Annotated in this window: 20 protein-coding genes; 11 read left to right on the top strand and 9 right to left on the bottom strand. The window is 69.3% G+C overall.

All coding sequences use genetic code 11. The features are described from left to right. Positions 1 to 130: 130 nt before the first annotated feature. The gene (locus tag M3M27_RS17340; protein WP_434026404.1) at positions 131 to 880 is read left to right on the top strand and encodes a hypothetical protein; all 750 of its coding nucleotides are present in this window, start codon (positions 131 to 133) and stop codon (positions 878 to 880) included. 361 nt (positions 881 to 1,241) lie between these two features. On the opposite strand, the gene M3M27_RS17335 is transcribed toward M3M27_RS17340, so the two are convergent. Further along, positions 1,242 to 2,264 carry a LacI family DNA-binding transcriptional regulator gene (locus M3M27_RS17335; RefSeq protein WP_434026403.1) on the bottom strand — a complete coding sequence of 341 codons (1,023 nt, stop codon included), beginning with the start codon at positions 2,262 to 2,264 and terminating at the stop codon, positions 1,242 to 1,244. Between the two features lie 94 nt (positions 2,265 to 2,358). On the opposite strand from M3M27_RS17335, the gene M3M27_RS17330 reads away from it, so the two are divergent. The 5 genes from M3M27_RS17330 (at position 2,359) to M3M27_RS17310 (ending at position 7,096) form a co-directional block, all read left to right on the top strand. After that, positions 2,359 to 3,411, top strand: a complete 1,053-nt coding sequence (locus M3M27_RS17330; RefSeq protein WP_434026402.1) for a sugar phosphate isomerase/epimerase family protein — start codon at positions 2,359 to 2,361, stop codon at positions 3,409 to 3,411. Positions 3,412 to 3,438: 27 nt separating this feature from the next. After that, positions 3,439 to 4,665 (top strand): nucleoside permease, encoded by a 1,227-nt coding sequence (locus M3M27_RS17325; RefSeq protein WP_140726613.1) that lies wholly within the window; start codon positions 3,439 to 3,441, stop codon positions 4,663 to 4,665. Between the two features lie 12 nt (positions 4,666 to 4,677). Then, the gene (locus tag M3M27_RS17320; RefSeq protein WP_434026401.1) at positions 4,678 to 5,823 is read left to right on the top strand and encodes a Gfo/Idh/MocA family protein; all 1,146 of its coding nucleotides are present in this window, start codon (positions 4,678 to 4,680) and stop codon (positions 5,821 to 5,823) included. A 99-nt stretch (positions 5,824 to 5,922) separates the two neighbouring features. Beyond that, positions 5,923 to 6,780, top strand: a complete 858-nt coding sequence (locus tag M3M27_RS17315) for a sugar phosphate isomerase/epimerase family protein (RefSeq protein ID WP_434026400.1) — start codon at positions 5,923 to 5,925, stop codon at positions 6,778 to 6,780. Between the two features lie 19 nt (positions 6,781 to 6,799). After that, positions 6,800 to 7,096 (top strand): c-type cytochrome, encoded by a 297-nt coding sequence (locus M3M27_RS17310; protein WP_218569811.1) that lies wholly within the window; start codon positions 6,800 to 6,802, stop codon positions 7,094 to 7,096. A 99-nt stretch (positions 7,097 to 7,195) separates the two neighbouring features. On the opposite strand, the gene M3M27_RS17305 is transcribed toward M3M27_RS17310, so the two are convergent. The 7 genes from M3M27_RS17305 to M3M27_RS17275 all read right to left on the bottom strand — a co-directional run bounded on the left by M3M27_RS17305 (position 7,196) and on the right by M3M27_RS17275 (position 14,783). Then, positions 7,196 to 7,909: a 3-keto-disaccharide hydrolase gene (locus tag M3M27_RS17305; RefSeq protein WP_434028035.1), complete on the bottom strand. Its 714-nt coding sequence runs from the start codon at positions 7,907 to 7,909 to the stop codon at positions 7,196 to 7,198. A 66-nt stretch (positions 7,910 to 7,975) separates the two neighbouring features. After that, entirely contained in the window at positions 7,976 to 8,524 is a 549-nt protein-coding gene (locus M3M27_RS17300; RefSeq protein WP_434026399.1) for a gluconate 2-dehydrogenase subunit 3 family protein, read from the bottom strand. Continuing rightward, a complete protein-coding gene (locus M3M27_RS17295; RefSeq protein WP_140726625.1) occupies positions 8,524 to 10,209 on the bottom strand; it encodes a GMC oxidoreductase in 1,686 nt (561 codons plus the stop codon). The genes M3M27_RS17300 and M3M27_RS17295 overlap by 1 nt, the downstream gene beginning before the upstream one ends. 29 nt (positions 10,210 to 10,238) lie before the next feature. Further along, entirely contained in the window at positions 10,239 to 11,042 is an 804-nt protein-coding gene (locus M3M27_RS17290) for a hydroxypyruvate isomerase family protein (RefSeq protein WP_434028034.1), read from the bottom strand. A 565-nt stretch (positions 11,043 to 11,607) separates the two neighbouring features. After that, complete coding sequence (locus M3M27_RS17285; RefSeq protein WP_434026398.1) at positions 11,608 to 12,819, bottom strand: ferritin-like domain-containing protein; 1,212 nt, start codon at positions 12,817 to 12,819, stop codon at positions 11,608 to 11,610. Then, positions 12,785 to 13,645 (bottom strand): phosphate/phosphite/phosphonate ABC transporter substrate-binding protein, encoded by an 861-nt coding sequence (locus tag M3M27_RS17280; protein WP_177497869.1) that lies wholly within the window; start codon positions 13,643 to 13,645, stop codon positions 12,785 to 12,787. The genes M3M27_RS17285 and M3M27_RS17280 overlap by 35 nt, the downstream gene beginning before the upstream one ends. A gap of 13 nt (positions 13,646 to 13,658) precedes the next feature. Next, positions 13,659 to 14,783: an acyl-CoA dehydrogenase family protein gene (locus tag M3M27_RS17275; RefSeq protein WP_434026397.1), complete on the bottom strand. Its 1,125-nt coding sequence runs from the start codon at positions 14,781 to 14,783 to the stop codon at positions 13,659 to 13,661. A gap of 664 nt (positions 14,784 to 15,447) precedes the next feature. Between M3M27_RS17275 and mdoH the strand changes: the two genes are divergently transcribed. The 5 genes from mdoH (at position 15,448) to hemC (ending at position 21,671) form a co-directional block, all read left to right on the top strand. Then, positions 15,448 to 17,373 (top strand): glucans biosynthesis glucosyltransferase MdoH, encoded by a 1,926-nt coding sequence (gene mdoH / locus M3M27_RS17270; protein WP_434026396.1) that lies wholly within the window; start codon positions 15,448 to 15,450, stop codon positions 17,371 to 17,373. A gap of 895 nt (positions 17,374 to 18,268) precedes the next feature. Further along, positions 18,269 to 18,934: an alpha/beta hydrolase gene (locus M3M27_RS17265; RefSeq protein ID WP_140726679.1), complete on the top strand. Its 666-nt coding sequence runs from the start codon at positions 18,269 to 18,271 to the stop codon at positions 18,932 to 18,934. 3 nt (positions 18,935 to 18,937) lie between these two features. Further along, a complete protein-coding gene (locus M3M27_RS17260) occupies positions 18,938 to 20,020 on the top strand; it encodes a sensor histidine kinase (protein ID WP_434026395.1) in 1,083 nt (360 codons plus the stop codon). Beyond that, positions 19,995 to 20,726, top strand: a complete 732-nt coding sequence (locus tag M3M27_RS17255) for a LytR/AlgR family response regulator transcription factor (protein WP_140726685.1) — start codon at positions 19,995 to 19,997, stop codon at positions 20,724 to 20,726. Before M3M27_RS17260 ends, M3M27_RS17255 begins: the two co-directional genes overlap by 26 nt. Before the next feature lie 24 nt (positions 20,727 to 20,750). Further along, entirely contained in the window at positions 20,751 to 21,671 is a 921-nt protein-coding gene (hemC, locus tag M3M27_RS17250) for a hydroxymethylbilane synthase (protein WP_434026394.1), read from the top strand. Between the two features lie 42 nt (positions 21,672 to 21,713). Here the strand turns inward: hemC and M3M27_RS17245 are convergent, their stop codons facing one another. Then, complete coding sequence (locus M3M27_RS17245; RefSeq protein ID WP_140726691.1) at positions 21,714 to 22,514, bottom strand: DUF481 domain-containing protein; 801 nt, start codon at positions 22,512 to 22,514, stop codon at positions 21,714 to 21,716. Between the last annotated feature and the right edge of the window lie 22 nt (positions 22,515 to 22,536).

Genomic DNA, 22,536 nt, shown 5'->3' with positions numbered 1-22,536 from the left:
GGTAGCGCCGGAATTTCGGCGGCTTTGTACTCCCCGGCAAGGAAGGGGTGCTGGGACGCCTTGACGATGAAGTTACCTGGCACGTGATAGTCCCTTATCGCGATGTGACTTCCATGGAGAATGGCCAGCAATGACGCTGATCGTAGCCGCTGACGTGCAAGACCACCTGATCTTGGCCGGAGATCATTGCGCGGTGCTCTCGCGGGTGTCAAACCAGGGCTTGCCGGACCTGGTGCTGGATAATTACAGGAAAGTCCATCCCTGGAAGTACGGGGGTATCGTTGCCTCCGGTGACGTATTCATGATGGCGTACTTCCACCGGTTGCTTCTGCGGCACGATGCGTCAGGGCTCCCCCTCGATGTGTTGCGGATCGCCCGGAAAGCGAAGGCGGCGCGTTCCTTGAACGGGATCACGCCAGACCAATCCACCGGAAACATCTTCTTTACTTTGCCTACAAGCGAAGGCTTCCGGTTGGAGGGCCTGTGCATAGAGCGGGACACCATCAGCCTGGAGATCATCGAGCCGATCAGTACGCATTTTTCGCTGCGGAAAGAAGCCGCGTTGGACGAAAGTGCCTACCAATCGATCAACGGCCTCCTGCGGCCGTCATGCTTCTTCGAGGATATCGATGCCTTCAACCGGTATCACATTGAGCTGCTGAGTACGCTTTATGCCAAACAGAGCGCGGCCGACAAGTTCGTCACCTCGTCCTTCGATGTGTTCATGCTCGACAAGCGTACGGGCGCCGGCTCCTTTTGGCAGACCCCGTCTACAACGGACAGAACGTTCGTGTCCGTCGCGCTGGCCAGCGAGTCGAGCAGCAACGGCACGCAAGTGCCAACGACATCGGGAGGCAATGGGATTCCGCTATTCCAGTGACATCCATCGCGAGCAGTTCGAACAGATCCCTCTTGCTGGAGAATGCCGATGGAAGACCTTGCCGCGAAGGTGGATCTCGCGGAGTGTTTCATGTGTTGCGCCGTTTGGCATCGAACGAAGAGCGCGCCGTCGAGCCCACCTGCCTGACCGAGGCTTTCAGTGCGATGGCAGTATTGATGGACCCGGTACTGACGGCGGCGGTAGCCGACCGGTCAGCATCACAGAGCCATCGCAACCGATAACGCGCGCTCCGAGCAGGCCCCCGTCAACCTCATGCGTACTGCGCCGGCAGCGGGGCCTGTGCCGCTTGGTCGCCATCACGACGCTCAAGCCATCGGCCGGACAGCCGTTCTGTCAGGCCTCACGCCGAATTTGAGGATGCTTGGCTGGGCGCCGCGGTCGACCCGCGCAGCATCAGGTTGAAATCCAGCGTCTGCTGGTGGGGGACTTCCACGGCCTCGACGATGGCGAGCAGGAGGTTGACGGCCCGGATGCCGATCTCGCGCATGGGCTGGGCGATCGTCGTCAACGGCGGCGTGAGGTAGCGCGAGGAGGCCAGGTCGTCGAAGCCGACGATCGAGAAGTCCTCCGGCACGCGGATGCCCAGGTCCCGGCACGCGGCGAGCACGCCCAGCGCCATCTGGTCGCTGAAGCAGAACGCGGCGGTGGGCGCGGGCGACTGGGCCAGCAGCTTGCGTGCCGCCGCGTAGCCGGATTCGACCGAGAAGTCGCCCGGCACGGTCGTCATGAGGCGCAGCCGGCCGCGCGCCCTGGCGGCGGCCCGGGCGCCTTCCAGCCGTTGCTGGTGCAGCGGATTGTCGGGTGGACCGCCGACCACGGCGATCCGCTCATGCCCAAGGGCGTACAGGTGTTCCATCGCGGCGCGCGAGGCCGCGGCATTGTCGATATGGACGCTGGGGATGCCCAGCGCCGGGTCGAACTCGCATCCGTTGACGACCGGCGCGGTGGCGCCGAACTGCCTGACGATCTCCCGCGCCGTCGGTGGCAGCCGGTGCCCCAGCACGATCAGGCCGTCCGCCTCGTTGCGGCGGAGCATCTGCGCGTAGCGTTCCTCCCGCTCCGGCAGGTGCTGGGTATCGCCGAGCAGGACGGCGTAGCCGGCCGCCTGCGCGGCTTCCTCGGCCCCCTGCAGGATCTGCGCGAAGAACGGATTGGCGATGTCGGGCACCGTGACCAGGATCTTGCCGCTGCGCTGGGTCTTGAGGGTCCTGGCCGCCGCGTTGGGGACATAGCCCAGCACGGCGGCGGCCTGCTCGATGCGCTGCCGCGTGGCCGGCAGGACCTTCTCCGGCCGGGAGAGCGCGCGGGACACGGTGCCTGCCGAGACTCCGGCATGCCTTGCGATGTCGTAGATGGTGGGCATGCCCTAGTCTGGCCTCCGTCGATGCGGTGCACAACGATTGTTCCGGGGTTCCCATGCTAGGATCGTGCAATCGATTGCATCAAGATGGAATGGCATGAAAACGCTCAAGGGTCCGGCGCTGTTCCTCGCGCAGTTCATCGGTGACAAGCCTCCGTTCGATCGATTGGGCACCTTGGCCGGATGGGCCGCCGGGCTTGGCTATTCTGGCGTACAAGTGCCCACCAACGCGCCGCACCTCTTCGATCTCGCCCAGGCCGCGCAGAGCCAGGCCTATTGCGACGACATCGCCGGCATGCTGGCCGGGCACGGCATACGGATCACCGAGCTGTCCACGCACCTGCAAGGGCAACTGGTCGCGGTCCACCCGGCCTACGACGCCTTGTTCGACGGCTTCGCCCCGCAGGAAAAGCGCGGCGATCCCGCCGCCCGGCAGGGCTGGGCGGTCGAGCAGCTGATGCTCGCGGCCAAGGCCAGCCAGCGCCTGGGGCTCGCCGCGCACGCCACCTTTTCCGGCGCTCTGGCGTGGCCTTATTTCTATCCGTGGCCGCAACGGCCGGCCGGCCTGGTGGAAGAGGCCTTCGCCGAGCTCGGCCGCCGCTGGCGCCCTATCCTGGATGCGTTCGATGCCTGCGGGGTGGACCTGTGCTACGAGCTCCATCCCGGCGAAGACCTGCACGACGGCGCGACCTTCGAGCGGTTCCTCGAAGCCGTCGACGGCCACCCGCGCGCCAAGATCCTCTTCGACCCCAGCCACCTGCTGCTGCAGCAGATGGACTACCTGGGCTTCATCGACCGCTATCACGAGCGGATCGGCATCTTCCACGTCAAGGACGCCGAATACCGCGCCAGCGCGCGCAGCGGCGTCTACGGCGGCTACCAGAACTGGATCGATCGCCCGGGGCGGTTCCGGTCGCTGGGCGATGGCCAGGTCGACTTCAAGGCGATCTTCTCCAAGCTGGCCCAGTACGACTTCCCGGGCTGGGCGGTGCTGGAGTGGGAGTGCTGCCTGAAGCATCCGGAAGACGGCGCACGGGAGGGCGCCGCCTTCATCCGCGACCACATCATCCGCGTGACCGAGCGCGCCTTCGACGACTTCGCCGGCAGCGGCACCAGCCCGGAAGCGCTGCGCGGCGTGCTGGGGATCTGAACCAATACCGATCTGGGAGGGGAAGTCATGACGTTCGCCATGTCGCGCCTGAGCGCGATGATGTTCCTGCAGTTCTTCATCTGGGGCGCGTGGTTCGTGACCCTGGGCACGTACCTGGTGCAGGGCCCGCTGCAGGCCAGCGCCAGCCAGGTGGCGACCGCCTTCCTCAGCCAGTCCATCGGCGCGATCGTCGCGCCGTTCTTGGTCGGGCTGATCGCCGACCGCTACTTCGCCGCGCAGCGCATCCTGGCGGTGCTGCACCTGGCCGGCGCGGTGCTGATGTGGATCGCCTCCACGGCGACCGACTTCGGCACGTTCGCGACCTGCGTCATGGTCTACATGCTGCTGTTCATGCCGACGCTGGCGCTGGCCAACAGCATCGCGATGCGGCACATGCAGGCGCCGGAGAAGCAGTTCCCGCCCGTGCGCGTGGCCGGCAGCATCGGCTGGATCGTCGCCGGCGTGCTGATCGGCTGGCTGGGCTGGGAGCAGGCGCATCGGCTCGAACTCACCTTCCGGATGGCCGCGCTCGCCTCGCTGGTCCTCGGCCTGTATGCGCTCAGCCTTCCGCATACGCCGCCGCTGGCGCAGCAGCGCAACGCGGGCCTGGGCAAGATCCTGGGGCTGGACGCGCTGCGCCTGCTGAAGTCGCGCTCCTACCTGGTGTTCTTCCTGGCCTCGATCGCGATCTGCATCCCGCTGTCGTTCTACTACAACTTCACCAATCCCTATCTCAACGACCTCGGCGTGCGCGGCGCCGCCGGCCTGCAGTCGCTGGGCCAGGTGTCCGAGGTGCTGCTGATGCTGGCCATGCCGTTCCTGTTCGCGCGGCTGGGCGTCAAGACCATGCTGGCGGTGGGCATGGGGGCCTGGGTGCTGCGCTACGGCATGTTCGCCTACGGCGATGCCGGCTCCGGCTTCGCGCTGCTGGTGATCGGCATCGTGCTGCACGGCATCTGCTACGACTTCTTCTTCGTCACCGGCCAGATCTACACCGACGCCCACGCCGGCCCCGACTCGCGCAGCAGCGCGCAGGGCTTCATCACGCTGGCGACGTACGGCGTCGGCATGCTGATCGGCACCTTCCTGTCCGGCGCGGTGGTGGAGCACTACACCACCGCGGCCGGCCCGGACTGGCGGCAGATCTGGCTGTTCCCGGCGAGCGTCGCGCTGGTCGTGCTGGTCGCCTTCCTGTTCCTGTTCCGCGAACGGCCGGCCGCCGCCGCCGCGCCGTCCACGCCTTCCGCGCACTGAGGATCCGGATCGATGAGCAAGCTTGGAATCGCCATCATGGGCACCGGGATGATCGGCGCCGTGCACCGCCGCGCGGCGCTGCTGGCCGGCGCCGTCGTCAGGGGCGTGGGCGCCTCGTCGCCGGAGCGCGCCCGGGAAGTGGCGCAGGCCTGGGACGTGCCGCGCGCCTATCGCGACATCGAGGAGGCCGTGGCCGACCCGCAGGTGCAGGTCGTGCACGTGTGCACCCCCAACCACCTGCATCGGGCGATGGCGCAGGCCGCGCTGGAGGCGGGCAAGCACGTGGTCTGCGAAAAGCCGCTGGCCACGACCGCGCAGGATGCGCGGGCGCTGGCGGAGCTGGCCGCATCCACCGGGCTGGTGGCCACGGTGCCCTTCGTCTACCGCTATCACCCGGTCGTGCGCGAGGCGCGCGCGCGCATCGCCCAGGGCGACCTGGGCCCGCTGCGGCTCATCCACGGCAGCTACCTGCAGGACTGGCTGCTGGACCCGGCCAGCAACAACTGGCGCGTCGATCCGGCGCTCGGCGGCGCTTCGCGCGTGTTCGCCGATATCGGCTCGCACTGGTGCGACCTGGTGGAATGGCTCACCGGCGAGCGGTTCGCCGAGGTCAGCGCCGTGTTCGAGACCGTGATCGCCGAGCGGGGCGCCGCCACCAGCAAGAGCTTCACGACGCCGGCGGCCGGCGGCGAGAAGCACGCCGTGTCGAGCGAAGACGTGGCGGCGGCCATGTTCAAGACCGGCAACGGCGTCCTGGCGTCGCTGACCGTGAGCCAGGTCTCGGCCGGGCGCAGGAACCGCCTCTGGTTCGAGATCGACGGCGCCAAGTCCAGCGTGGCGTTCGACCAGGAAGACAGCGAAAGGCTCTGGATGGGCTTCCCCGACCAGCGCGAGGAGGTCTTCGTCCGCGGCCCGGGCGCGGGAAGCGCCGAACAGCGCAGGCTCGCGGTGCTGCCGGCCGGCCACGCGCAAGGCTACGGCAACTGCTTCGAGGCCTTCGTCCAGGACACCTACCGCGCCATCGCGGGCGAGCGGCCGGAAGGGCTGCCGACGTTCGACGACGGGCTGCGCTCGGCCCTGATCGTCGACGGCGTCATCGCATCGTCCAGGACGCGCGCGTGGACGCCGATCGCCGGCGCGGACCACGGCCAGCGTTGACCCGGCCACCGAACGCGAGAGCGGGCCGAAACGCGCCGACGACCACTCCTACGCCATGAACGCGAGCCATCACCGTCATCAGAATCTCGGGAGGAAACCATGACGATCACCCTGCCGCGCAGCTTCGCGGCCGCCGTACTCATGTTCTGCGTCGCGCTGCCTGTCTTCGCGAAGGACGCCGGGGCCAAGGACAAGCCCATCGCGGTGCAGATGTACACGCTGCGCAACGTCGCTTCGCTCGACGACCAGCTTAAGATCGTCCACGACGCGGGCATCCGCGCGGTGGAGACCGTCGGCACCCAGAACGTCTCCGCCGGCGAGCTGAAGCGGCTGCTGGACAAGTATTCGATCAAGGCGATCTCGGCCCACGTGCAGCTGGCCGAGCTGCGCGGCAACCTCGATGGCGTGGTGGCGTTCAACAAGGCGATCGGCAACGCCACGCTCGTGGTGCCGTACCTGCAGGAAGAAGAGCGCCCGCGCGACGCCGCCGGCTGGGCCGCGCTGGGCAAGGAGCTGGGCGAGATCTCGAAGAAGGTCCAGGCCGCGGGCATGACGCTCGCCTACCATAACCACGATTTCGAGATCGTCGATTTCGGCGGCAAGACCGCACTCGAACACATGCTCGAGGCGGCCGGTCCCGGCGTCAAAGCCGAGCTCGACCTGGCCTGGGTCGGGCGTGCCGGCCACGATCCGGTGGCACTGCTAGGCGAGCTGCGCGGGCGCGTGTTCGCGGTGCATGCCAAGGACAACGCCCCGCAAGGGCAGGCCAAGGACGAGGGAGGCTTCGCCGCCGTCGGCAAGGGCGTCCTGGACTGGAACGCGATCCTCCCCGCCGCGGCCAAGGCAGGGGGGAAGTGGTACATCATCGAGCACGACCAGCCGCGCGATCCGGCCGCCGTCATCAAGGCCGGCGCGGCCTACCTCGAACAACACCTGCCCGCGGGCGCGGGACGCTGACGCCGTGGGGAATGCCATGTTGAAGCCGATCCTGGCAGCGATCCTGCTGCCCCTCGCCACGACGCTCGCGAGCATGCCTGCCTCGGCGCAGGATGCCGCGGCGGGCGCCAAGCTCTACGCGTCGAACTGCTCCGCCTGCCATGGCGCCGATCGCAGCGGCATGGCCGGGACGTTCCCGGCCCTGACCGACGTCGGCAAGCGGCTCGACCCGAAGCAGATGAAGGAAAAGATCAGGAAGGGCGGCGGGCTGATGCCGCCCTTCCCCCAACTGTCGGAAAAGGATGTCGAGGACATCACGGCCTTCCTGAAGCAGTGAACGGGAGCGAGGCGCGCGCCTCGCCCTCCGTCTCCGGCGGATGCCGGAAATCAGCTTCGCCGCCATTCCCGCGGAAGCGGGAACGGCGGGGCTTCCTTCCTACAGCTCGCGCACCCAGATGTTGCGGAAGCTGACCTTGGAATCGTGGTCCTGGAGATAGATCGGAGCGCAGCCATGCGGCGCGTAGGAGGGCGCCCCGATGTATTCGGTCTTGCCCGACAGGACGGTGTCGTTCTGCACGAGCACGCCGTTGTGCAACACGGTGATGCGGGCGGGCGAGACGAGCCCGCCGCCTTCGGAGAAGCGCGGCGCCTTCCAGATGACGTCGTACGCCTGCCATTGGCCCGGGGCGCGCGAGGCGTTCACCAGCGGGATCGCCTGCTTGTAGATCGAGGCCGCCTGGCCGTTGGAGTAGGTCGGGTTGTCGTAGCTGTCCAGTACCTGCAGCTCGTAGAGCTCCTGCAGGAATATGCCGCTGTTGCCGCGGTTCTGGCCATCGAATCCCTTGGTCCGGGTGGGGCTGCGCCATTCGATGTGGAGCTGGATGTCGCAGAAGCGCTGCTTCGTGCGGATGCCCTTGCTGCCCGGTACCACGGTGAACGCCCCGTCGGCCACGGTCCAGGGCGCCTTGCCGCCCTGTTCGCTCTCCCAGGCGGAGAGGTCCTTGCCGTCGAACAGCACCACGGCGTCGGATGGCGCGGCGCCCTCGGGCGTGGCCACCACCGCCGGCACCGGCTTCCAGACCTCGGTTTTGGCCGGATCGCCCGGTACCTGGGCGGACACGGGGGCCGCGGCCAGGACGCAGGCCGCCATCACGACAGGTTTCTTCAGCATCTTTTCCCTCCAGGAGAATCGAATCGCGCGGGTAGCCGGCTTTCCTCAGCTGGTCGCCCAGGCCGGCGTGCCGCGTTCGTAGGCCAGGTCCCCGTCGTAGCGCCCGGGCACGGCGACGTAGCGCAGTGCCTCGGTCGCTCCCGCCTTGGAGGTGAAGAAGCTGAAGATGACCAGCTGCTTGATCATCGTGAAGTAGTGCGGCTTCGCCTGGCCCGGGCCGGCGGGCGCCTTGGCCTCGCTGTCCAGCGCGCTCAGCAGCGCGGTGCGGGCTTCCGGCGCCATCGCCATGAAGCGGCCGCCGGCGCGCTTGTCGATATCGGCCAGGCCGGCGCGGAACGTCGCCTGGTCTTCGGGCGTGTAGCAGTCGGTCACGAATTGCGCCATGAACAGGCCCGCGCCGGCATCCTTCGCCCCCGGCGTCTGGGTCCGCGGCAGGATCGTCTCCGCGATCTCGTCGAGCAGGGCGACGTCGCGCTCGGAGAACGCAGGCTTGCCGTTGGGCAGGGGCGACTGCCCGTAGACGAAGGCCGGCAGGCCGATCATCGCCGCGCCGGTGGCGGCCGCGATCATTTTCAGGAGCTCACGACGTTCCATCACAGGTTCCCCGCTTTGAGTTCGCGCACGGCATGGTCCGCGGCGCGCGCCGTCATGGCCATGTAGGTCAACGATGGGTTCACGCAGGAGCTGGACGTCATGCATGCACCGTCCGTCACATAGACGTTCGGCGCGTCCCAGACCTGGTTGTGCTTGTTCAGGACCGAGGTCTTGGGGTCGCGGCCCATCCTCGCCGTGCCCATCTCGTGTATGGCCATGCCCGGGGCGTAGTCGCCCTCGTACGCCTTGACGTTCTTGACGCCGGCGGCCTCCAGCATCTCGGCGGCATCGGCGCCCATGTCCTTGCGCATGGCCCGCTCGTTCTCGCGGATGGAGACGTTCATCGCCAGCACGGGCAGGCCCCACTTGTCCTTGCGGGTCCGGTCGAGGCTGATCGTGTTGTCGTGGTAGGGCAGCATCTCGCCGAAGGCCGTCATGCCGATGGTCCAGTCCCCGGGCATGGTGAGCGCCTCCTTCAGTCCGGCGCCGACGTTGAGCTCGGCGACGCTGCGCGACCAGCCGGCGCGGCTGGCCCCGCCTTGGTACCCGAACCCGCGGAGGTAGTCGCGCTTGTCGCCGCCGACGTTGCGGAAGCGCGGAATGTAGAAACCGCAGGGACGACGGCCGAAGTAGTACTTGTCCTCGTAGCCCTCGACCACGCCGGAGGCGCCGACCTGGAAGTGGTGGTCCATCACGTTGTGGCCCAGTTCGCCGGAAGACGAGCCCAGGCCGCCCTCCCACACGTCGGTGGCCGAGTTCATCAGCACCCAGGTCGAGTTGAAGGCCGAGGCGTTGAGGAAGATGACGTTGGCCGTGTACTGGTAGGTCTGGCCGTTCTCGGCATCGATGATCTCGACCCCGCGCGCCCGCTTGCGGTCCTTGTCGTAGAGCACTTCCTTGACGATCGAGAACGGGCGGAGCGTGAGGTTGCCCGTCTTCATCGCCGCCGGCAGCGTCGCCGACTGGGTCGAGAAGTAGGCGCCGAACGGGCAGCCCAGGACGCACTTGTTGCGGTACTGGCAGTTGACGCGGCCCTGCTCGACCTTGGGCTCGGTGATGTTCGCGGTGCGCGAGTGGATCATGTGGCGGGTGCCGCCGAACGCCTTCTTGATCCGCGCCGCCACGTCCTTCTCGACGATGTTCAACGGGATGGGCGGCAGGAACTGGCCATCGGGCAGCACGTCCAGGCCCTCGACGGTGCCGGCGATGCCCGCGAACCTCTCCACGTGGTCGTACCAGGGCGCCAGGTCGGGGTAGCGGATCGGCCAGTCGATGGCGATGCCCTCCTTGGCGTTCGCCTCGAAATCCATGTTCGAGAAGCGGTAGCTCTGCCGGCCCCACAACAGCGAGCGGCCGCCGACGTGGTAGCCGCGGAACCAGTCGAACCGCTGGGTCTCGGTGTAGGGGCATTCCTTCTCGTTGGCCCACATCCCCAGCGTACTTTCGGACAGGCCGTAGTCGCGCTTCAGGACCGGGTAGTCGGCCTTCATGGCCTGGGTCGGGACGTTGCGGTGCGGGTAGTCCCACGACTCCTTCATCGCGTTGACGTAGTCCTTGACGTGCTCGATGTTGCGCCCGCGCTCGAGCATGAGGACCTTGAGCCCCTTCTCGGTCAGCTCCTTGGCGGCCCAACCGCCACTGATGCCCGATCCGACGACGATTGCGTCGTAGTGATTGTCTGCCATGGGTGTGTTTCCCTGGTGGATACGTGGTGTCAGGCGTCGCAGAGGCGTATCGCCTCGCGCAGCGAGGCGACGGGATCCGGCGCCTCGGGAATGAACTCCTGCGCCAGGTAGCCGTCGAAGCCGGTCTCGCGGATCGCACGGCAGATGGCGGGATAGTAGAGCTCCTGGTTCTCGCCGATCTCGTGCCGGCCCGGCACGCCCGCGGTGTGGTAGTGCACGAAGTACTGGTGGTTCCGGCGGATGCTGGCGATGATGTCGCCTTCCATGATCTGCATGTGGTAGATGTCGTAGAGCAACCCGAAGTGGCTCGACCCGATCCGCTTGCACAGCTCGACGCCCCACTCGGAGTGGTCGCAGAGGTAGTCGGGGTGGTCCACCCGGGAGTTCAGCAGCTCCATCACCAGCACGACGCCGCGCTTCTCGGCATGGCCGAGGATGCGCTTGAGCCCCGCCTCGGCGTTCGCCAGGCCTTCCTGGGGATCCATGCCGTTGCGATTGCCGGAGAAGCAGATGAGGTTGCGATAGCCGGCATCGGCGACCAGGTCGATGTGCCGGGTATAGCGCTCCACCAGCTGGTCGTGGAACTGGGTGGCAGCGAAGCCCTTGTCCAGGCCCAGCTCGGCGCCATTGCACATCGAGCTGACCACGCCGTGCGCCTTCAAGGTGGGCCAGTCTTCCGGGCCGACCAGGTCGATGGCGGAAAAGCCGAGGCTCTTCACCGTCTGGCAAAGCTGGGCGATCGATTGCTGGTTGAACGTCCAGCGGGCGACCGAATGCTTCAGGTTGCCCTTGAGCGGCTTCGCGGCGGCGATCCCGGGGACCGCCCCGGCCATGGTCAGCCCGAGGCCGCCGATCACCGCCGCGCGCAGGGCGTCGCGGCGCGTGGTTCTATGCTCGGAGAAGCTCATCCCGGTTTCCTCGATCGGCGAAGGAAGCATCGTGCGAGGGCACCGGGCGGGGCCTGGCGCTGGATGCGATGGGTGGAGCGGGTCGAACGGATATCCATCGGCTACCGGCCTCCCAACCGGCGCGAATCCTGTGAATTCGTCTGGATGCAATCGATTGCACGATAAGCAGCGAAACGACCGATTGCAAGGCCTGCGAGGCGCGACTTTGTGCTGCAAAGCACAACATCCTGCGCGGTTCGATGCAGGCGACACGCGGGCGAACGCATGGTGGCGCGCGCGCGGGCGCGCATGCCGATCGACGCGGGAGCGCGGCGTTCGCGGACGGCAAGCATCGAGCGGGATGCGGACGGAGGCGTTTCTCGATGCACTGCAACAGAACCGGCGTTCGGAAAGACGTACGGGATCCGATCCCATGATGACGGTCGCCGGCTTCGTCCGCACGCCGCGCATGGCCGCCGGTTCATCGCGCGCGTGAAGCGTTCATGCGGCGCTACATGAAGTTGCGCGTGTGCAACGCGGCCAGGCGTTCGGCTTCGGCGGGTTCGAAGCCGAGCCGGACCAGCCGGGTATAGCGGCCGTCGGCCATTTCGCGCATCAGGGCCTGCACTTGCGCGAACCCCCGCGCGATCGCCGCGGGCGCCAACGCACCGGCGGCGATCAGGATCAAGGCGTCGAACACTTCCTCGTTGAGGCCGGCGGTGCCGGACAGGTGTTCGTGGCGCTGCTCGATCGCGCGCGCCAGCCGGATGCGCAAGGCGGGTTCCTGCTGCAGGCGGTGTTGCAGGTGGGCCATGCCCAGCGCGACGTGGCGCGCCTCGTCGCGCGCGGCCAGCCGTGCGATGTCGCGCGTCAGCGGGTCCGGCGCGCACTCGCGCAGGAAGTGCAGCAGGTTGACGAAGGTGCCTTCGCCCAGCACCGAAAGCAGGAAGGCGGCGACGGAGAAGTCCGGTTCGTCCAGCAGGCTCTTGAGCGAGGCCTGGCCGCCGGCGGTGGACAGCGCCGGTTCGGCGCCGCCCATGCGGATGCGGCGCGTGAACACGTCGATGTGGCGCGCCTCGTCGGCCACCTGGATGGCCAAGGCGGCCTGCAGCTCGCGGTAGTGCGGGTGGATCTGGCCGAGGAAACGCGCCGGCACCAGCAGCGCGGCGTTCTCGTTCTCGACCATGTAGGTCATGACCTGGCGGATCGCGGCTTCGACCTCCGGCGGATGCGCGAAGGCGACGTTCCAGTCCAGCGCCGTCTCCGGATCCCACTGCGCGCTCACCGCCTGCGCGTACAGCATGGCCGCATTGTCGGTCCACAGTTCGTCCTTGCGGTCCAGGCGGAAGGCGAACGCGGGCGAGCCCGCCTCCACCCGCGCACCGCGCGCGGCCAGTCCCCATCCGGGCGCGGCGCGCTCGGCCACGGCACCGGGCAGGCGCGGGTCGGCGTGGCCGGTGTGCGCGGCATCGTGCCAGCGTCCGGACTCGGCATCGCCGCGCACCACGCGGGCCTGGCGGCGCAGGTCGTCTTCCCATTGCAAGGCGTGGCCCTGCGCGCGGCACCAGTCGGCCAGGTGCGCCTGCCAGCCGGGAGCGTGCCCGACGACGCGCAGCGCCTGCCCCGGGGCCAGGGCCGCCAGCGCGTGCTTGACCAGCAGGTGCGCGCCGGCGTCGAACCCCAGCGACTCAATATCGATAGTCGGCGGCGACGATGTGCCCACGCTCGTCATAGAACCCCTGTTCGGTGGCGGCGCGTTCCAGCAGGCGGAATCCCTGCGTGCGGCCGTTGCGCCATTGCTTCAGTCCTTCCAGTTCCAGCAGCGGGCGTACCTGCGCGTCGTTCCAGTCCATGGCCAGCAGCAGCTCGCCGAAGCGCCGCGCGGCCTCGGCGTCCACGCCGGGGCTGACGGTCATGGTGCAATGGTCGTACGACCCGGTGGTGGCGAGCACGCGCGTGCCGCCGGCCGGCAGCAGGCCTTCCCTGGCGAAGGCGAGGTGGTTGCCGGCGATCATCCAGCTCGCCTCCACCTCGCCAGCGAGCATCGCCGCGGCGGCATCGCGCTCGCCGCCGACGTGGTCGCCATGCTTGCCGCCCAGCACGTCGAAGCGGCGCACCTCGTAGTCGCGGCCGGGGACCAGGCCGGCTTCGTGCTGCAGGTGGTCCAGCGGGATCAGCGTGGCCTGCGGCGAGTCGATGGCGCCGAAGCCCACGCGCTTGCCGCGCAGGTCCGGGAGCGTCCGCACGGGGCTGTCGGCCTTCACCACCAGCACCGATTGCAGGTCCTGGTCGGTGTCGCGCATCGCCAGCGACTGCACGGCCTGGCCGCGGGCGCGCGCGATGCGATCGGCGCGCACCCATGCCAGGGGCGAGTTCCAGGCGAAGGCGATGTCGCCCGCGAACTGGGCCTCCACCTGGGCCTCGTAGTTGGAATAGAGCAGGTAGTCCAGCGCGAAGCCGCGCTGGCTCAGGTAGGCCTTGAAGCCTTCCCAGATGGTGACGACCTTGGGCGCGTAGGCCACGGCGCCGAGCATGTAGGGGCGGGTCATCGCGGGCTCCCGTTCACTGCGCCGCCGCGGCTTCGCACAAGGCGTTGCCGATGAAGTCGTACAGCACGTCGGTGGTGGGGGCCATGATCGAGGCCGCGCGCGCATCGCGGAACAGGCGCTCGATGCCCACGTCCTTGCGGAACGCGGCACCGCCGCAGACGCGCATGGCGATGTCGGTGACCTCCAGCGCGGCCTCGGCGGCGCTGGCCTTCACTTCCAGCACGCGCAGCAGGGTATCGGCGCGGCCGCCGGCGATCGCGGCCAGGGTGTCGTCGCGCAGCGTGCGGGCCTGGTCGGCACGGATCTGCGCACGCGCGAGATAGGCGCGGATGGTGGGCAGTTCGGACAACGACGTGCCGCTTTCGGCGAAGCGGTTGCGCGCGACGTGCGCAACCGCGCGCGCCAGCGTGCCGTCCATGATGCCGATGCAGCCGGAAGCGACCAGGGTGGCGAACACCGGCAACGTATCGGCGTTCATCAGGTCGCCGCCCTTGCCGTCCTCGCCGAGCAGGTTGGCATGGGGAATCCGCACGCCCTCGGCCCTGACCGGGGCCGAGGCGTTGCCGCGCAGCCCGAGGCCGTCGAACGGCTGCGGCCGGGCGAGGCCGGGCAGCCTGCTGTCGACCAGCCAGATGCTCGACGCCTCCTCGCCCTGGACGGGGCGCGAGGACCATACGTAGGAATCCGCTTCCGCGGCGGAAGTGACCATGCTCTTGGACGCGTCGAGCACCACCTCGTCGCCCTCGAGGCGGGCGCTGCCTACCGGTGCCCAGAAATGGCTGCGCGATCCGGTTTCCGACCATGCCAGCGTGGTGACGTGGCGGCCGGCGGCGATGGCTTCGCGCAGGTCGCGGGGGCCGTACTTCTCGATGAGCACCGTGCCGGCGTAGTGCATGGTCAGCACCATCGCGGTGGAGGGGCAGTCCTGCGCGATGCGCTGCACCACCTGCGAGGCTTCCGCCAGGCCCAGCCCCTGGCCGCCCACGTCCCGCGCGCTCAGCAGGCCGAGCAATCCGGCTTGGCCCAGCGCCTGCAGGGCCGCGCGCGGATAACGCGCCTCGCGGTCGGTGGCCTCGGCGGCGGGAGCTATCACGTCGCGGACGATGGATTCGAGCGCTTGCAGGAACGATGGCGTCATGGGATCTCCAGGCAGCAATGGGCAGGAACGGCCGGACCTCGGCCGTGATCGGCTCGCTGGTGAGAGGCGCGCGTGGCGCGCATCGGGCGCCATGCCGCGGGCCAGGCGCGGGATCGGTGCAGACCTGCAACTGCGACCCGTCGGAAGGACGATGGCCGCCCGCCTGGAGGCCCGAGTGTAGCGCCGCCCGGGCCGGTCGGGGAAACGGCAGGCCGTCCATGACCATGACGGTGTTGCCGCATCACATGCCGGCCAGCGCTGCCGCGGTCGTTGCGGCCAGGAGATGGACGGCGAAGGTGCCGGGCCCAGGGGTTTCCATCGGGGGAATGCGCGATCGCGCCGCCGGCTCCGCAGCGTTGCCGGGTGCTGCCGCGCGATGCCGCCATCGCCGCGTTGGGGCAGCGTTTGGGCAATCGGGCGTAGTCTGCCGCGCGGAGCGCCGGGGAGGGGAGCTCCGCGGCGGCGGCGCGGCGTTTCGCGTCCGTCTTACGATCGAGTACTTAGGATGGGCGGCGATTCCGTGTCGCGCTCGAGGAGCATGTGTGCGTCGAAGTGGTGAAGCGTCTGTCCGGGCCGGCCTGCGATGCCGGCATGTCCCGCGCGCCTGGCGGCCTGCCGGCGACGATGCGATGCTGGCACCTGCCGTGATTGGAGGAGTGCCGTGATGGAACAGGGGAGCCCGTCGGCAACGGCCGAGCCCCGGCGCCTCGATGCCGGGCGTGCGGTGCTTCCGTCGGAAGCGCCGCTGGAGATGCCGGAACAATCGCTGCGCGAGGGCGAGCTGCGGGTGCCGCACCAGCGCACCTCGCCGCCGGGCATGGCGCTGCGCCGCTTCTACCTGGTCGGCGGCACCGCGGCGATGACCGCCGTGGCCAGCTGGATGATGCTCAACGTGATGTGGCCCGGCGGCATCAACGTGCTCGAGGCCTGCCTGCTGGTGTTGTTCGTGCCGCTGTTCGCCTGGATCGCGATGTCCTTCGCCAGCGCGCTGGCGGGCTTCGTCACCGTGGTGGTCGGGGCCGGCCGCAAGCTCGGCATCGATCCCGACGCGCCGTTGCCGCGGCTGCGCACGCGCACCGCGCTGCTGATGCCGACCTACAACGAGGACCCGCGCCGCCTGCTCGCCGGCCTGCGGGCGATCTACGAGTCGGTGGCGGACACCGGGCAGCTCGACCGCTTCGATTTCTTCGTGCTCAGCGATACCACCAAGGAGCCGATCGGGCGCGCCGAGGAGCAGGTCTACGCCGAGCTGTGCGACGCGGTCGGCGGCCACGGCCGCATCTTCTACCGGCGCCGCGCGGACAACGGCGGGCGCAAGGCCGGCAACATCGCCGACTGGGTGCGCCGCTTCGGCGCGGCCTATCCGCAGATGCTGATCCTCGACGCGGACAGCCTGATGACCGGCGACACCATCGTGCGGCTGGTGGACGGCATGGAGCGCAACCCGGACGTCGGCCTGATCCAGACCCTGCCCGAGGTGGTCAACGGACGCACCCTGTTCGCGCGCATGCAGCAGTTCTCCGGGCGCGTGTACGGGCCTGTGGTGGCCTACGGCGTGGCCTGGTGGCACGGCGCCGAGAGCAACTACTGGGGCCACAACGCCGTGATCCGCACCCAGGCGTTCGCCGAGAACGCGGGCCTGCCGGCGCTGCCGGGGCGGCGGCCGTTCGGCGGGCACGTGCTCAGCCACGACTTCGTCGAGGCCGCGCTGATGCGCCGGGGCGGCTGGGCCACGCACATGGTGCCGTACCTGTCCGGCAGCTACGAGGAGGGCCCGCCGACGCTGACCGACCTGCTGATCCGCGACCGCCGCTGGTGCCAGGGCAACCTGCAACACGCCAAGATCGTCGCCGCGCCGGGCCTGCACTGGGTCAGCCGCATGCACATGATGATCGGCATCGGCCACTACTTCACCGCGCCGATGTGGGCGATGCTGATGCTGATCGGCATCGCGATCCCGCTGCTGGGACAGGGCGCCCTCGACCTCACCGCCGAACTGCCGTTCTCGCCGCTGCGCTACTGGCATTCGCGCGGCGACGGCGGCGTGATGTGGGTGTTCGTGTTCACCATGGCGGTGCTGCTCTCGCCCAAGGTGCTGGGCTACCTGGCCCTGCTGGTCGACCGCAACGAGCGCCGCGCCTGCGGCGGCGCGGTGCGCGCGCTGCTGAGCATCCTGATCGAGACCTTGCTCGCGGCGTTGATGGCGCCGGTGGTGATGTACCGGCAGTCGCGCGGCGTCGCCGAGGTGCTGGCCGGCAAGGACTCCGGCTGGGATGCGCAGCAGCGCGACGACGGCAAGATTTCCTGGCCGGCGCTGGTGCAGAGCTATGGCGGGCTGACCCTGTTCGGCCTGATGGTCGGGTGGATGGCCTACGAGGTCTCGCCGGCGCTGGCGGCGTGGATGGCGCCGGTGATCATCGGCATGGTGCTGTCGATCCCGGTGGTGGCGCTGACGTCGTTGCGCAGCGTCGGCGACGCGCTGTCGCGGTGGGGGGTGTTCCGGATCCCGGAGGAGACCGCGCCGCCGAAGGTGCTGGTGCGGGCGACGGAGCTGCGCAGGGAGGCTGCGCGGTTGCCGCCGTTGTTTTAAGGGGGGAGTCGGGCGTCCCGGTTGAATCGGGGATTTCTCGATGGTTCGACCCGTCATGTACCGTCGTCCCCGCGAAGGGCTTGCTGCTTGCGAGCCACTGGCTCGCGCGGCACTAAGCGTGATCAGGCTATGCTCGATGGCCGGGGATCGAAGATCTAGCGACTGTTCCCTTCTCCCTGCGGGGTGAAGGCGTGTTGCATGCGAACCACGGGTTCGCATACGCCTGAACGCCTGGTGCGCTACGCCAGGCCGGGGCGCGAAGCGAGGTGCCCCGGAGGGGCGGATGAGGGGTACGGGCGAAGCCTCGCGCTCTTTACTAACGTCATCCCCGCGAAGGCGGGGATCCAGGGACGTTGCTTTGGCTCTTGGAGCCTTTGGCAATAGCAATAAAGGCCAAAGCTTTCGCCTTCGGCGAGTCACTTTTCTTTGCTTGTGCAAAGAAAAGTAACCAAAAGAAGCGCTTCACAGCAGCCGAACGGCTGATCAAGCACACCCCGCCTTCGCGCCCGCAGCTGCGCTGCGGGTCCGCGGAGCCGGCGGGATTTTTCGACGGGGCTCGTCCGCTACGCGGCCGAGTCCGGGGCATCGCCGCGCGGCGAATGCCCGCCCGCCGGGGCGAAGCAGTGCTTCGCCTTTTTCCGGCGAGCCCATGCACGTCGCCCCTGCGGGGTTTTTCCCGCCGTCTCCGCCGCTTCGGAGGGGCCGCGCCGCAGTGACATTCGTAGGCCATGGAGGTTGGCGCGCCGCCGCGCGGGAGGTGCTGCCCATCTCGCGCAAAATCACGAGCAACAGCAACACCCTTAGCATCCCGTTGGGGCGGTCAATGACAGGCCGGAATGAACTGCCCTCTCGGTCACAGGCATAATCCGGCCTGGTTGATCTCCGGGAAATCCGAATGCTGGAAGTGCTTGAGCGCGAGACCGGGCCTGCGCCGGCGTGGAGCGTGGTGTGGCTGCATGGCCTGGGTGCCGATGGATACGATTTCGCGCCCCTGGTGCCGGAGCTGGTGCGGCCGCAGTGGCCGGCGCTGCGGTTCGTGTTCCCGCACGCGCCGGTGCGGCCGATCACGATCAACAACGGCGTGCGGATGCGCGGCTGGTACGACATCGTGGGCATGGATTTCGCCACGCGCGCCGACGCGAAGGGCATCGACGAGTCCGTGGCGCAGGTGGAGGCGTTGATCGCGCGCGAGCAGGAGCGCGGCGTTCCGCCGGAGCGGCTGCTGTTGGCGGGATTCTCGCAGGGCGGCGCGGTGACGCTCGCGGCCGGGCTGCGCCGGACGACGCCGTTGGCCGGCCTGATCGCATTGTCGACCTATCTTCCCGATGCCGCCGGCGCGGCCAAGTGGCGGGTGCCGGGGAGCGAGCGCCAGCCGGTGTTCATGGCGCACGGCAAGGGCGATCCGGTGGTGGCCTACCCCCATGCCGAACGGAGCGTGGCGGCGCTGCGCGCGCTGGGGTTCGAGGTGGAGTGGCACGACTACCCGATGGCGCACCAGGTCTGCGCCGAGGAGATCGGGGCCCTCGGCGATTGGATGGAGCGGCGCTTCGCCGCCGCATAGCCGATGTCCGTGCCGGCCAGCCCGCAGCCGTGGATGCCGGACCTGTGCCGGTTGCCGCGCATCGCGGCGATGCTGGGACTGGCCGAATTGGTGGTACTGGTGGTGGCGCTGGTGCCGGATGGCGCGCGCGTCTGGACGATCGGGCGGTTCCTGTCCGCCAGCGGGTTCGCGCTCTGGCTGGCGCTGGTCGTGGCCGCGTTGCTGTGCCTGTCGCGGCGTTGGCTGTCCTCGCTGCCGCAGCGCCTGGGCGCCCTGCTGGCGGTGGCGATGGCCGGGCTGGTCGCGATGCTCGCGGCCGGCGTCGTGCATGCGCTCTACAGCGCGGTCGGGCAGGCGCCGCTGGGGGCGCAGGTCGGGCTGGCGCGCTTCGTCGTCGGCAGCGCCTCCACGGTGATGTTGATCGTGGCGCTGGCCCTGCGCCACTTCTACGTCAGCGACCGTTCGGTGGCGCAGCTCCAGGCGATCGCGCGCGCCGAGGCGGACGCGCTGCAGGCGCGGATCCGCCCGCATTTCCTGTTCAACAGCATGAACCTCATCGCCGGCCTGCTGCGCCGCGACCCGGAGGTGGCCGAGCAGGCGGTGCTCGACCTGTCCGACCTGTTCCGCGCCGCGCTGGGCGCCGGCGAGGGCAACTCCACGTTGCGCGCGGAATGCGAGCTGGCCGAGCGCTACCTGGCGATCGAATCGCTGCGCCTGGGCGGGCGCCTGGCGGTGGACTGGCAGCGCGAGGAGCCGCTGCCGTGGTCGCTGGCGATGCCGCGGCTGGTGCTGCAGCCGCTGGTGGAGAACGCGGTCCTGCACGGCATTTCGCGGTTGCCCGAGGGCGGGACGGTGAGCCTGCGCCTGCGCGCGGCGGACGAGCGCCTGTACGTGGGCATCGTCAATCCCGCGCCCCCGCCGCAGGCGCCGCCGGCGCTGGCCCAGGGAGCCGGGCACGCGCAGGCCAGCATCGCGCACCGCCTGGCCTACCGGTTCGGGCCGCTGGCGAGGATGACGGCCGGCTGGACCGACGGCTACTATGCCTGCGAGATCGTGTTGCCGCTGAAACGAGGGGAAACCGTTGAGGGTGCTGATCGCGGACGATGAACCGTTGGCGCGCGAGCGCTTGCGCTCGCTGCTGGCGGCGCATGCCCGGGTCCAGGTCGTCGGCGAGGCGGAGAACGGCGACCAGGCGCTGCGGCTGTGCGAGCAGCAGCGGCCGGACCTGGTCCTGCTCGACATCGCCATGCCCGGGCTGGACGGATTGCAGGCCGCGCACGGCCTGCTCGGCGTCCAGCCGCGGCCGGCGGTGGTGTTCTGCACAGCCTACGACGAGCATGCGCTGTCGGCGTTCGACGCGGCGGCGATCGACTACCTGATGAAGCCGGTGCGCCCGGAGCGGCTGGCGGCGGCGCTGGACCGCGCCGGCACCTTCCTGGCCGGGCGCGAACCTTCCCCGCCGCCGGCGGGCCCGGCGCGGCCGCGCACCCAGTTGTGCGCGCGCCTGCGCGGCAGCCTGCGCCTGATCCCGGTCGAGGACATCCGCTACCTGCAGGCCGAGGAGAAATATGTCGTCGTCCACCACGCCCGCGGCGAGGACCTGATCGAGGAGTCGCTCAAGGCGCTGGAGGACGAGTTCCACGAGCGGTTGGTGCGCATCCACCGCAACTGCCTGGTGGCGCGCAGCGAACTGGTGGAACTGCGGCGCGGCGCGGACGGGCAGACCCACGCGGTGCTGCGCAACGTCGCGCAGCCGCTGGAAGTGAGCCGGCGCTGCGTGGCCGTCCTGCGCGAGCAGCTGCGCTACGTCTAGGCCGCGCTCGGCGATAATGCGCGGATGAGCATCCTGCGCATCGCCACCCGCAAGAGCCCGCTCGCCATTTGGCAGAGCGAGCACGTCGCCGCCCGGCTGCGGCTCCATCACCCCGGCCTGGAAGTCGTGCTGGTGCCGATGAGCACGCGCGGCGACGAGGTGCTGGACCGTTCGCTGGCCGCGATCGGCGGCAAGGGGCTGTTCCTGAAGGAACTGGAGCTGGCCATGCTGCGCGGCGAGGCCGATTGCGCGGTGCATTCGCTGAAGGACGTGCCGATGGAGCTGGAAGCGCCGTTCGCGCTGCCGGCGATCCTGGAACGCGCCGATCCGGCCGATGCGCTGGTCTCCAATCGCCACGACTCGCTGGAGGCGTTGCCGCCCGGCGCGCGCGTGGGCACGTCCTCGCTGCGGCGCCAGGCGCAGTTGCGGGCGCTGCGCCCGGACCTGCGGCTGCTGGACCTGCGCGGCAACGTCAACACCCGCCTGGCCAGGCTCGACGACGGCAGCTACGACGCGATCGTGCTGGCCTGCGCCGGCCTGCAGCGCCTCGGGCTGGGGCAGCGCATCAGCGCCCGGCTGGCGCCGCCGGCGTGGTTGCCGGCGCCCGCGCAGGGCGCGATCGCGGTGGAATGCCGCGGCGACGATGCGCAGGTCGGGGCGCTGCTGGCGGTGCTCGACGACGCCGGCACGCGCCTGTGCGTGGAGGCCGAGCGGGCGATGAACCTCGCCTTGCACGGCAGCTGCCACGTGCCGGTGGCGGCGTTCGCGCAGGCGGATGCGGACGGATTGCGCCTGCACGGCCTGGTCGGGGACGCGACCGATGGCACGCTGGTGCGCGCCGAGGGGTTGGGGCTCGATCCGGAACGGCTCGGTCGCGAGGTCGCGCGGCAGCTGCTGGCCGCGGGGGCCGGCGATCTCCTCGGCGGGAGCCTGCCGGCGGACTGAGCCGGCCGGGCGGGTGGACGGGCCGGCCCGCGGATCCGGGGCCTACTTGAACGTATAGACCAGGTTGACCGTGGTCAGCGTGTCGGTCTTCTTGTCGTCGTCGTTGACGTGGCTGTTGTGGCGCATCTGCCATGCGGCCTTCAGCGCGAAATGCGAGTTCATGGCCACCTGCACGCCGAAGTCGTTCTGCGCGTAGGAGTTGTAGCTGCCGGACTCGACCAGCAAGGTGTTGGTCAGGTCGGTGTTGTCGGTGATGGCGTACTTGAGGTCGAACAGGCCGCGCCCGATCAGGCCGGTTTCCTCGCGGTCGTCCTCGCGGTTGTGCGCGCGGCGCACGCCCGGGCCGAGCTGCGCGTCCAGGTAGAAGCGCTCGCGGTCGATCAGGCGGGTGCCGTAGCCGATGCCGAAGGTGGCCAGCCGGTCGTAGGTGGCGAAGTCGTCGTGTTCGTAGCGGCCGCTGGCGGTGAGCTGGCGGTGCTCGCCCAGCTGCAGCGCGCTGCCGGCGGCGGCGGTATAGCGTTCGGCGGTGGTCTGGCGGTTGCGGGTGACGCTGCCGTCGTCGTTGGTGGTGGTGTACTCGGCGCTGGAGCGCAGCGCGGTGGCGTCGAAGCTGTGGATCCAGTCGCCGTCGGTGTAGCGCAGCTTGATGCGGCCGTTGAGGCTGTCGGTGGTGCTGTTGCCGTGCGCGGAGGCATAGCCGAGTTCGCCGCTGCTGCCGCTCCAGGGGGAAGGCATCACCGCCGCGGCCGGATCCGTAGGCGTCGCCGGTGCCACGACCTGCGACCAGGCGGCCGGCGCGACGAGCAGCAACGAAAGGACGGACAGCGGAACGCGACGTGACATGGCGAGATTTCCCCCGGGCGGT

This window comes from Xanthomonas boreopolis, assembly GCF_046529185.1.
Taxonomy (GTDB): Bacteria; Pseudomonadota; Gammaproteobacteria; order Xanthomonadales; family Xanthomonadaceae; genus Pseudomonas_S; species Pseudomonas_S boreopolis.
This window is presented reverse-complemented; position numbering and strand designations above follow the sequence as displayed.

Bases quoted from the DNA above. Each gene is read 5' to 3' on its own strand.
- M3M27_RS17340 (WP_434026404.1), top strand. From the start codon at position 131: ATGACGCTGATCGTAGCCGCTGACGTGCAAGACCACCTGATCTTGGCC.
- M3M27_RS17335 (WP_434026403.1), bottom strand. From the start codon at position 2,264: ATGCCCACCATCTACGACATCGCAAGGCATGCCGGAGTCTCGGCAGGC.
- M3M27_RS17330 (WP_434026402.1), top strand. From the start codon at position 2,359: ATGAAAACGCTCAAGGGTCCGGCGCTGTTCCTCGCGCAGTTCATCGGT.
- M3M27_RS17325 (WP_140726613.1), top strand. From the start codon at position 3,439: ATGACGTTCGCCATGTCGCGCCTGAGCGCGATGATGTTCCTGCAGTTC.
- M3M27_RS17320 (WP_434026401.1), top strand. From the start codon at position 4,678: ATGAGCAAGCTTGGAATCGCCATCATGGGCACCGGGATGATCGGCGCC.
- M3M27_RS17315 (WP_434026400.1), top strand. From the start codon at position 5,923: ATGACGATCACCCTGCCGCGCAGCTTCGCGGCCGCCGTACTCATGTTC.
- M3M27_RS17305 (WP_434028035.1), bottom strand. From the start codon at position 7,909: ATGGCGGCCTGCGTCCTGGCCGCGGCCCCCGTGTCCGCCCAGGTACCG.
- M3M27_RS17300 (WP_434026399.1), bottom strand. From the start codon at position 8,524: ATGGAACGTCGTGAGCTCCTGAAAATGATCGCGGCCGCCACCGGCGCG.
- M3M27_RS17295 (WP_140726625.1), bottom strand. From the start codon at position 10,209: ATGGCAGACAATCACTACGACGCAATCGTCGTCGGATCGGGCATCAGT.
- M3M27_RS17290 (WP_434028034.1), bottom strand. From the start codon at position 11,042: ATGGCCGGGGCGGTCCCCGGGATCGCCGCCGCGAAGCCGCTCAAGGGC.
- M3M27_RS17280 (WP_177497869.1), bottom strand. From the start codon at position 13,645: ATGACCCGCCCCTACATGCTCGGCGCCGTGGCCTACGCGCCCAAGGTC.
- M3M27_RS17275 (WP_434026397.1), bottom strand. From the start codon at position 14,783: ATGACGCCATCGTTCCTGCAAGCGCTCGAATCCATCGTCCGCGACGTG.
- mdoH (WP_434026396.1), top strand. From the start codon at position 15,448: ATGGAACAGGGGAGCCCGTCGGCAACGGCCGAGCCCCGGCGCCTCGAT.
- M3M27_RS17265 (WP_140726679.1), top strand. From the start codon at position 18,269: ATGCTGGAAGTGCTTGAGCGCGAGACCGGGCCTGCGCCGGCGTGGAGC.
- M3M27_RS17260 (WP_434026395.1), top strand. From the start codon at position 18,938: ATGTCCGTGCCGGCCAGCCCGCAGCCGTGGATGCCGGACCTGTGCCGG.
- hemC (WP_434026394.1), top strand. From the start codon at position 20,751: ATGAGCATCCTGCGCATCGCCACCCGCAAGAGCCCGCTCGCCATTTGG.
- M3M27_RS17245 (WP_140726691.1), bottom strand. From the start codon at position 22,514: ATGTCACGTCGCGTTCCGCTGTCCGTCCTTTCGTTGCTGCTCGTCGCG.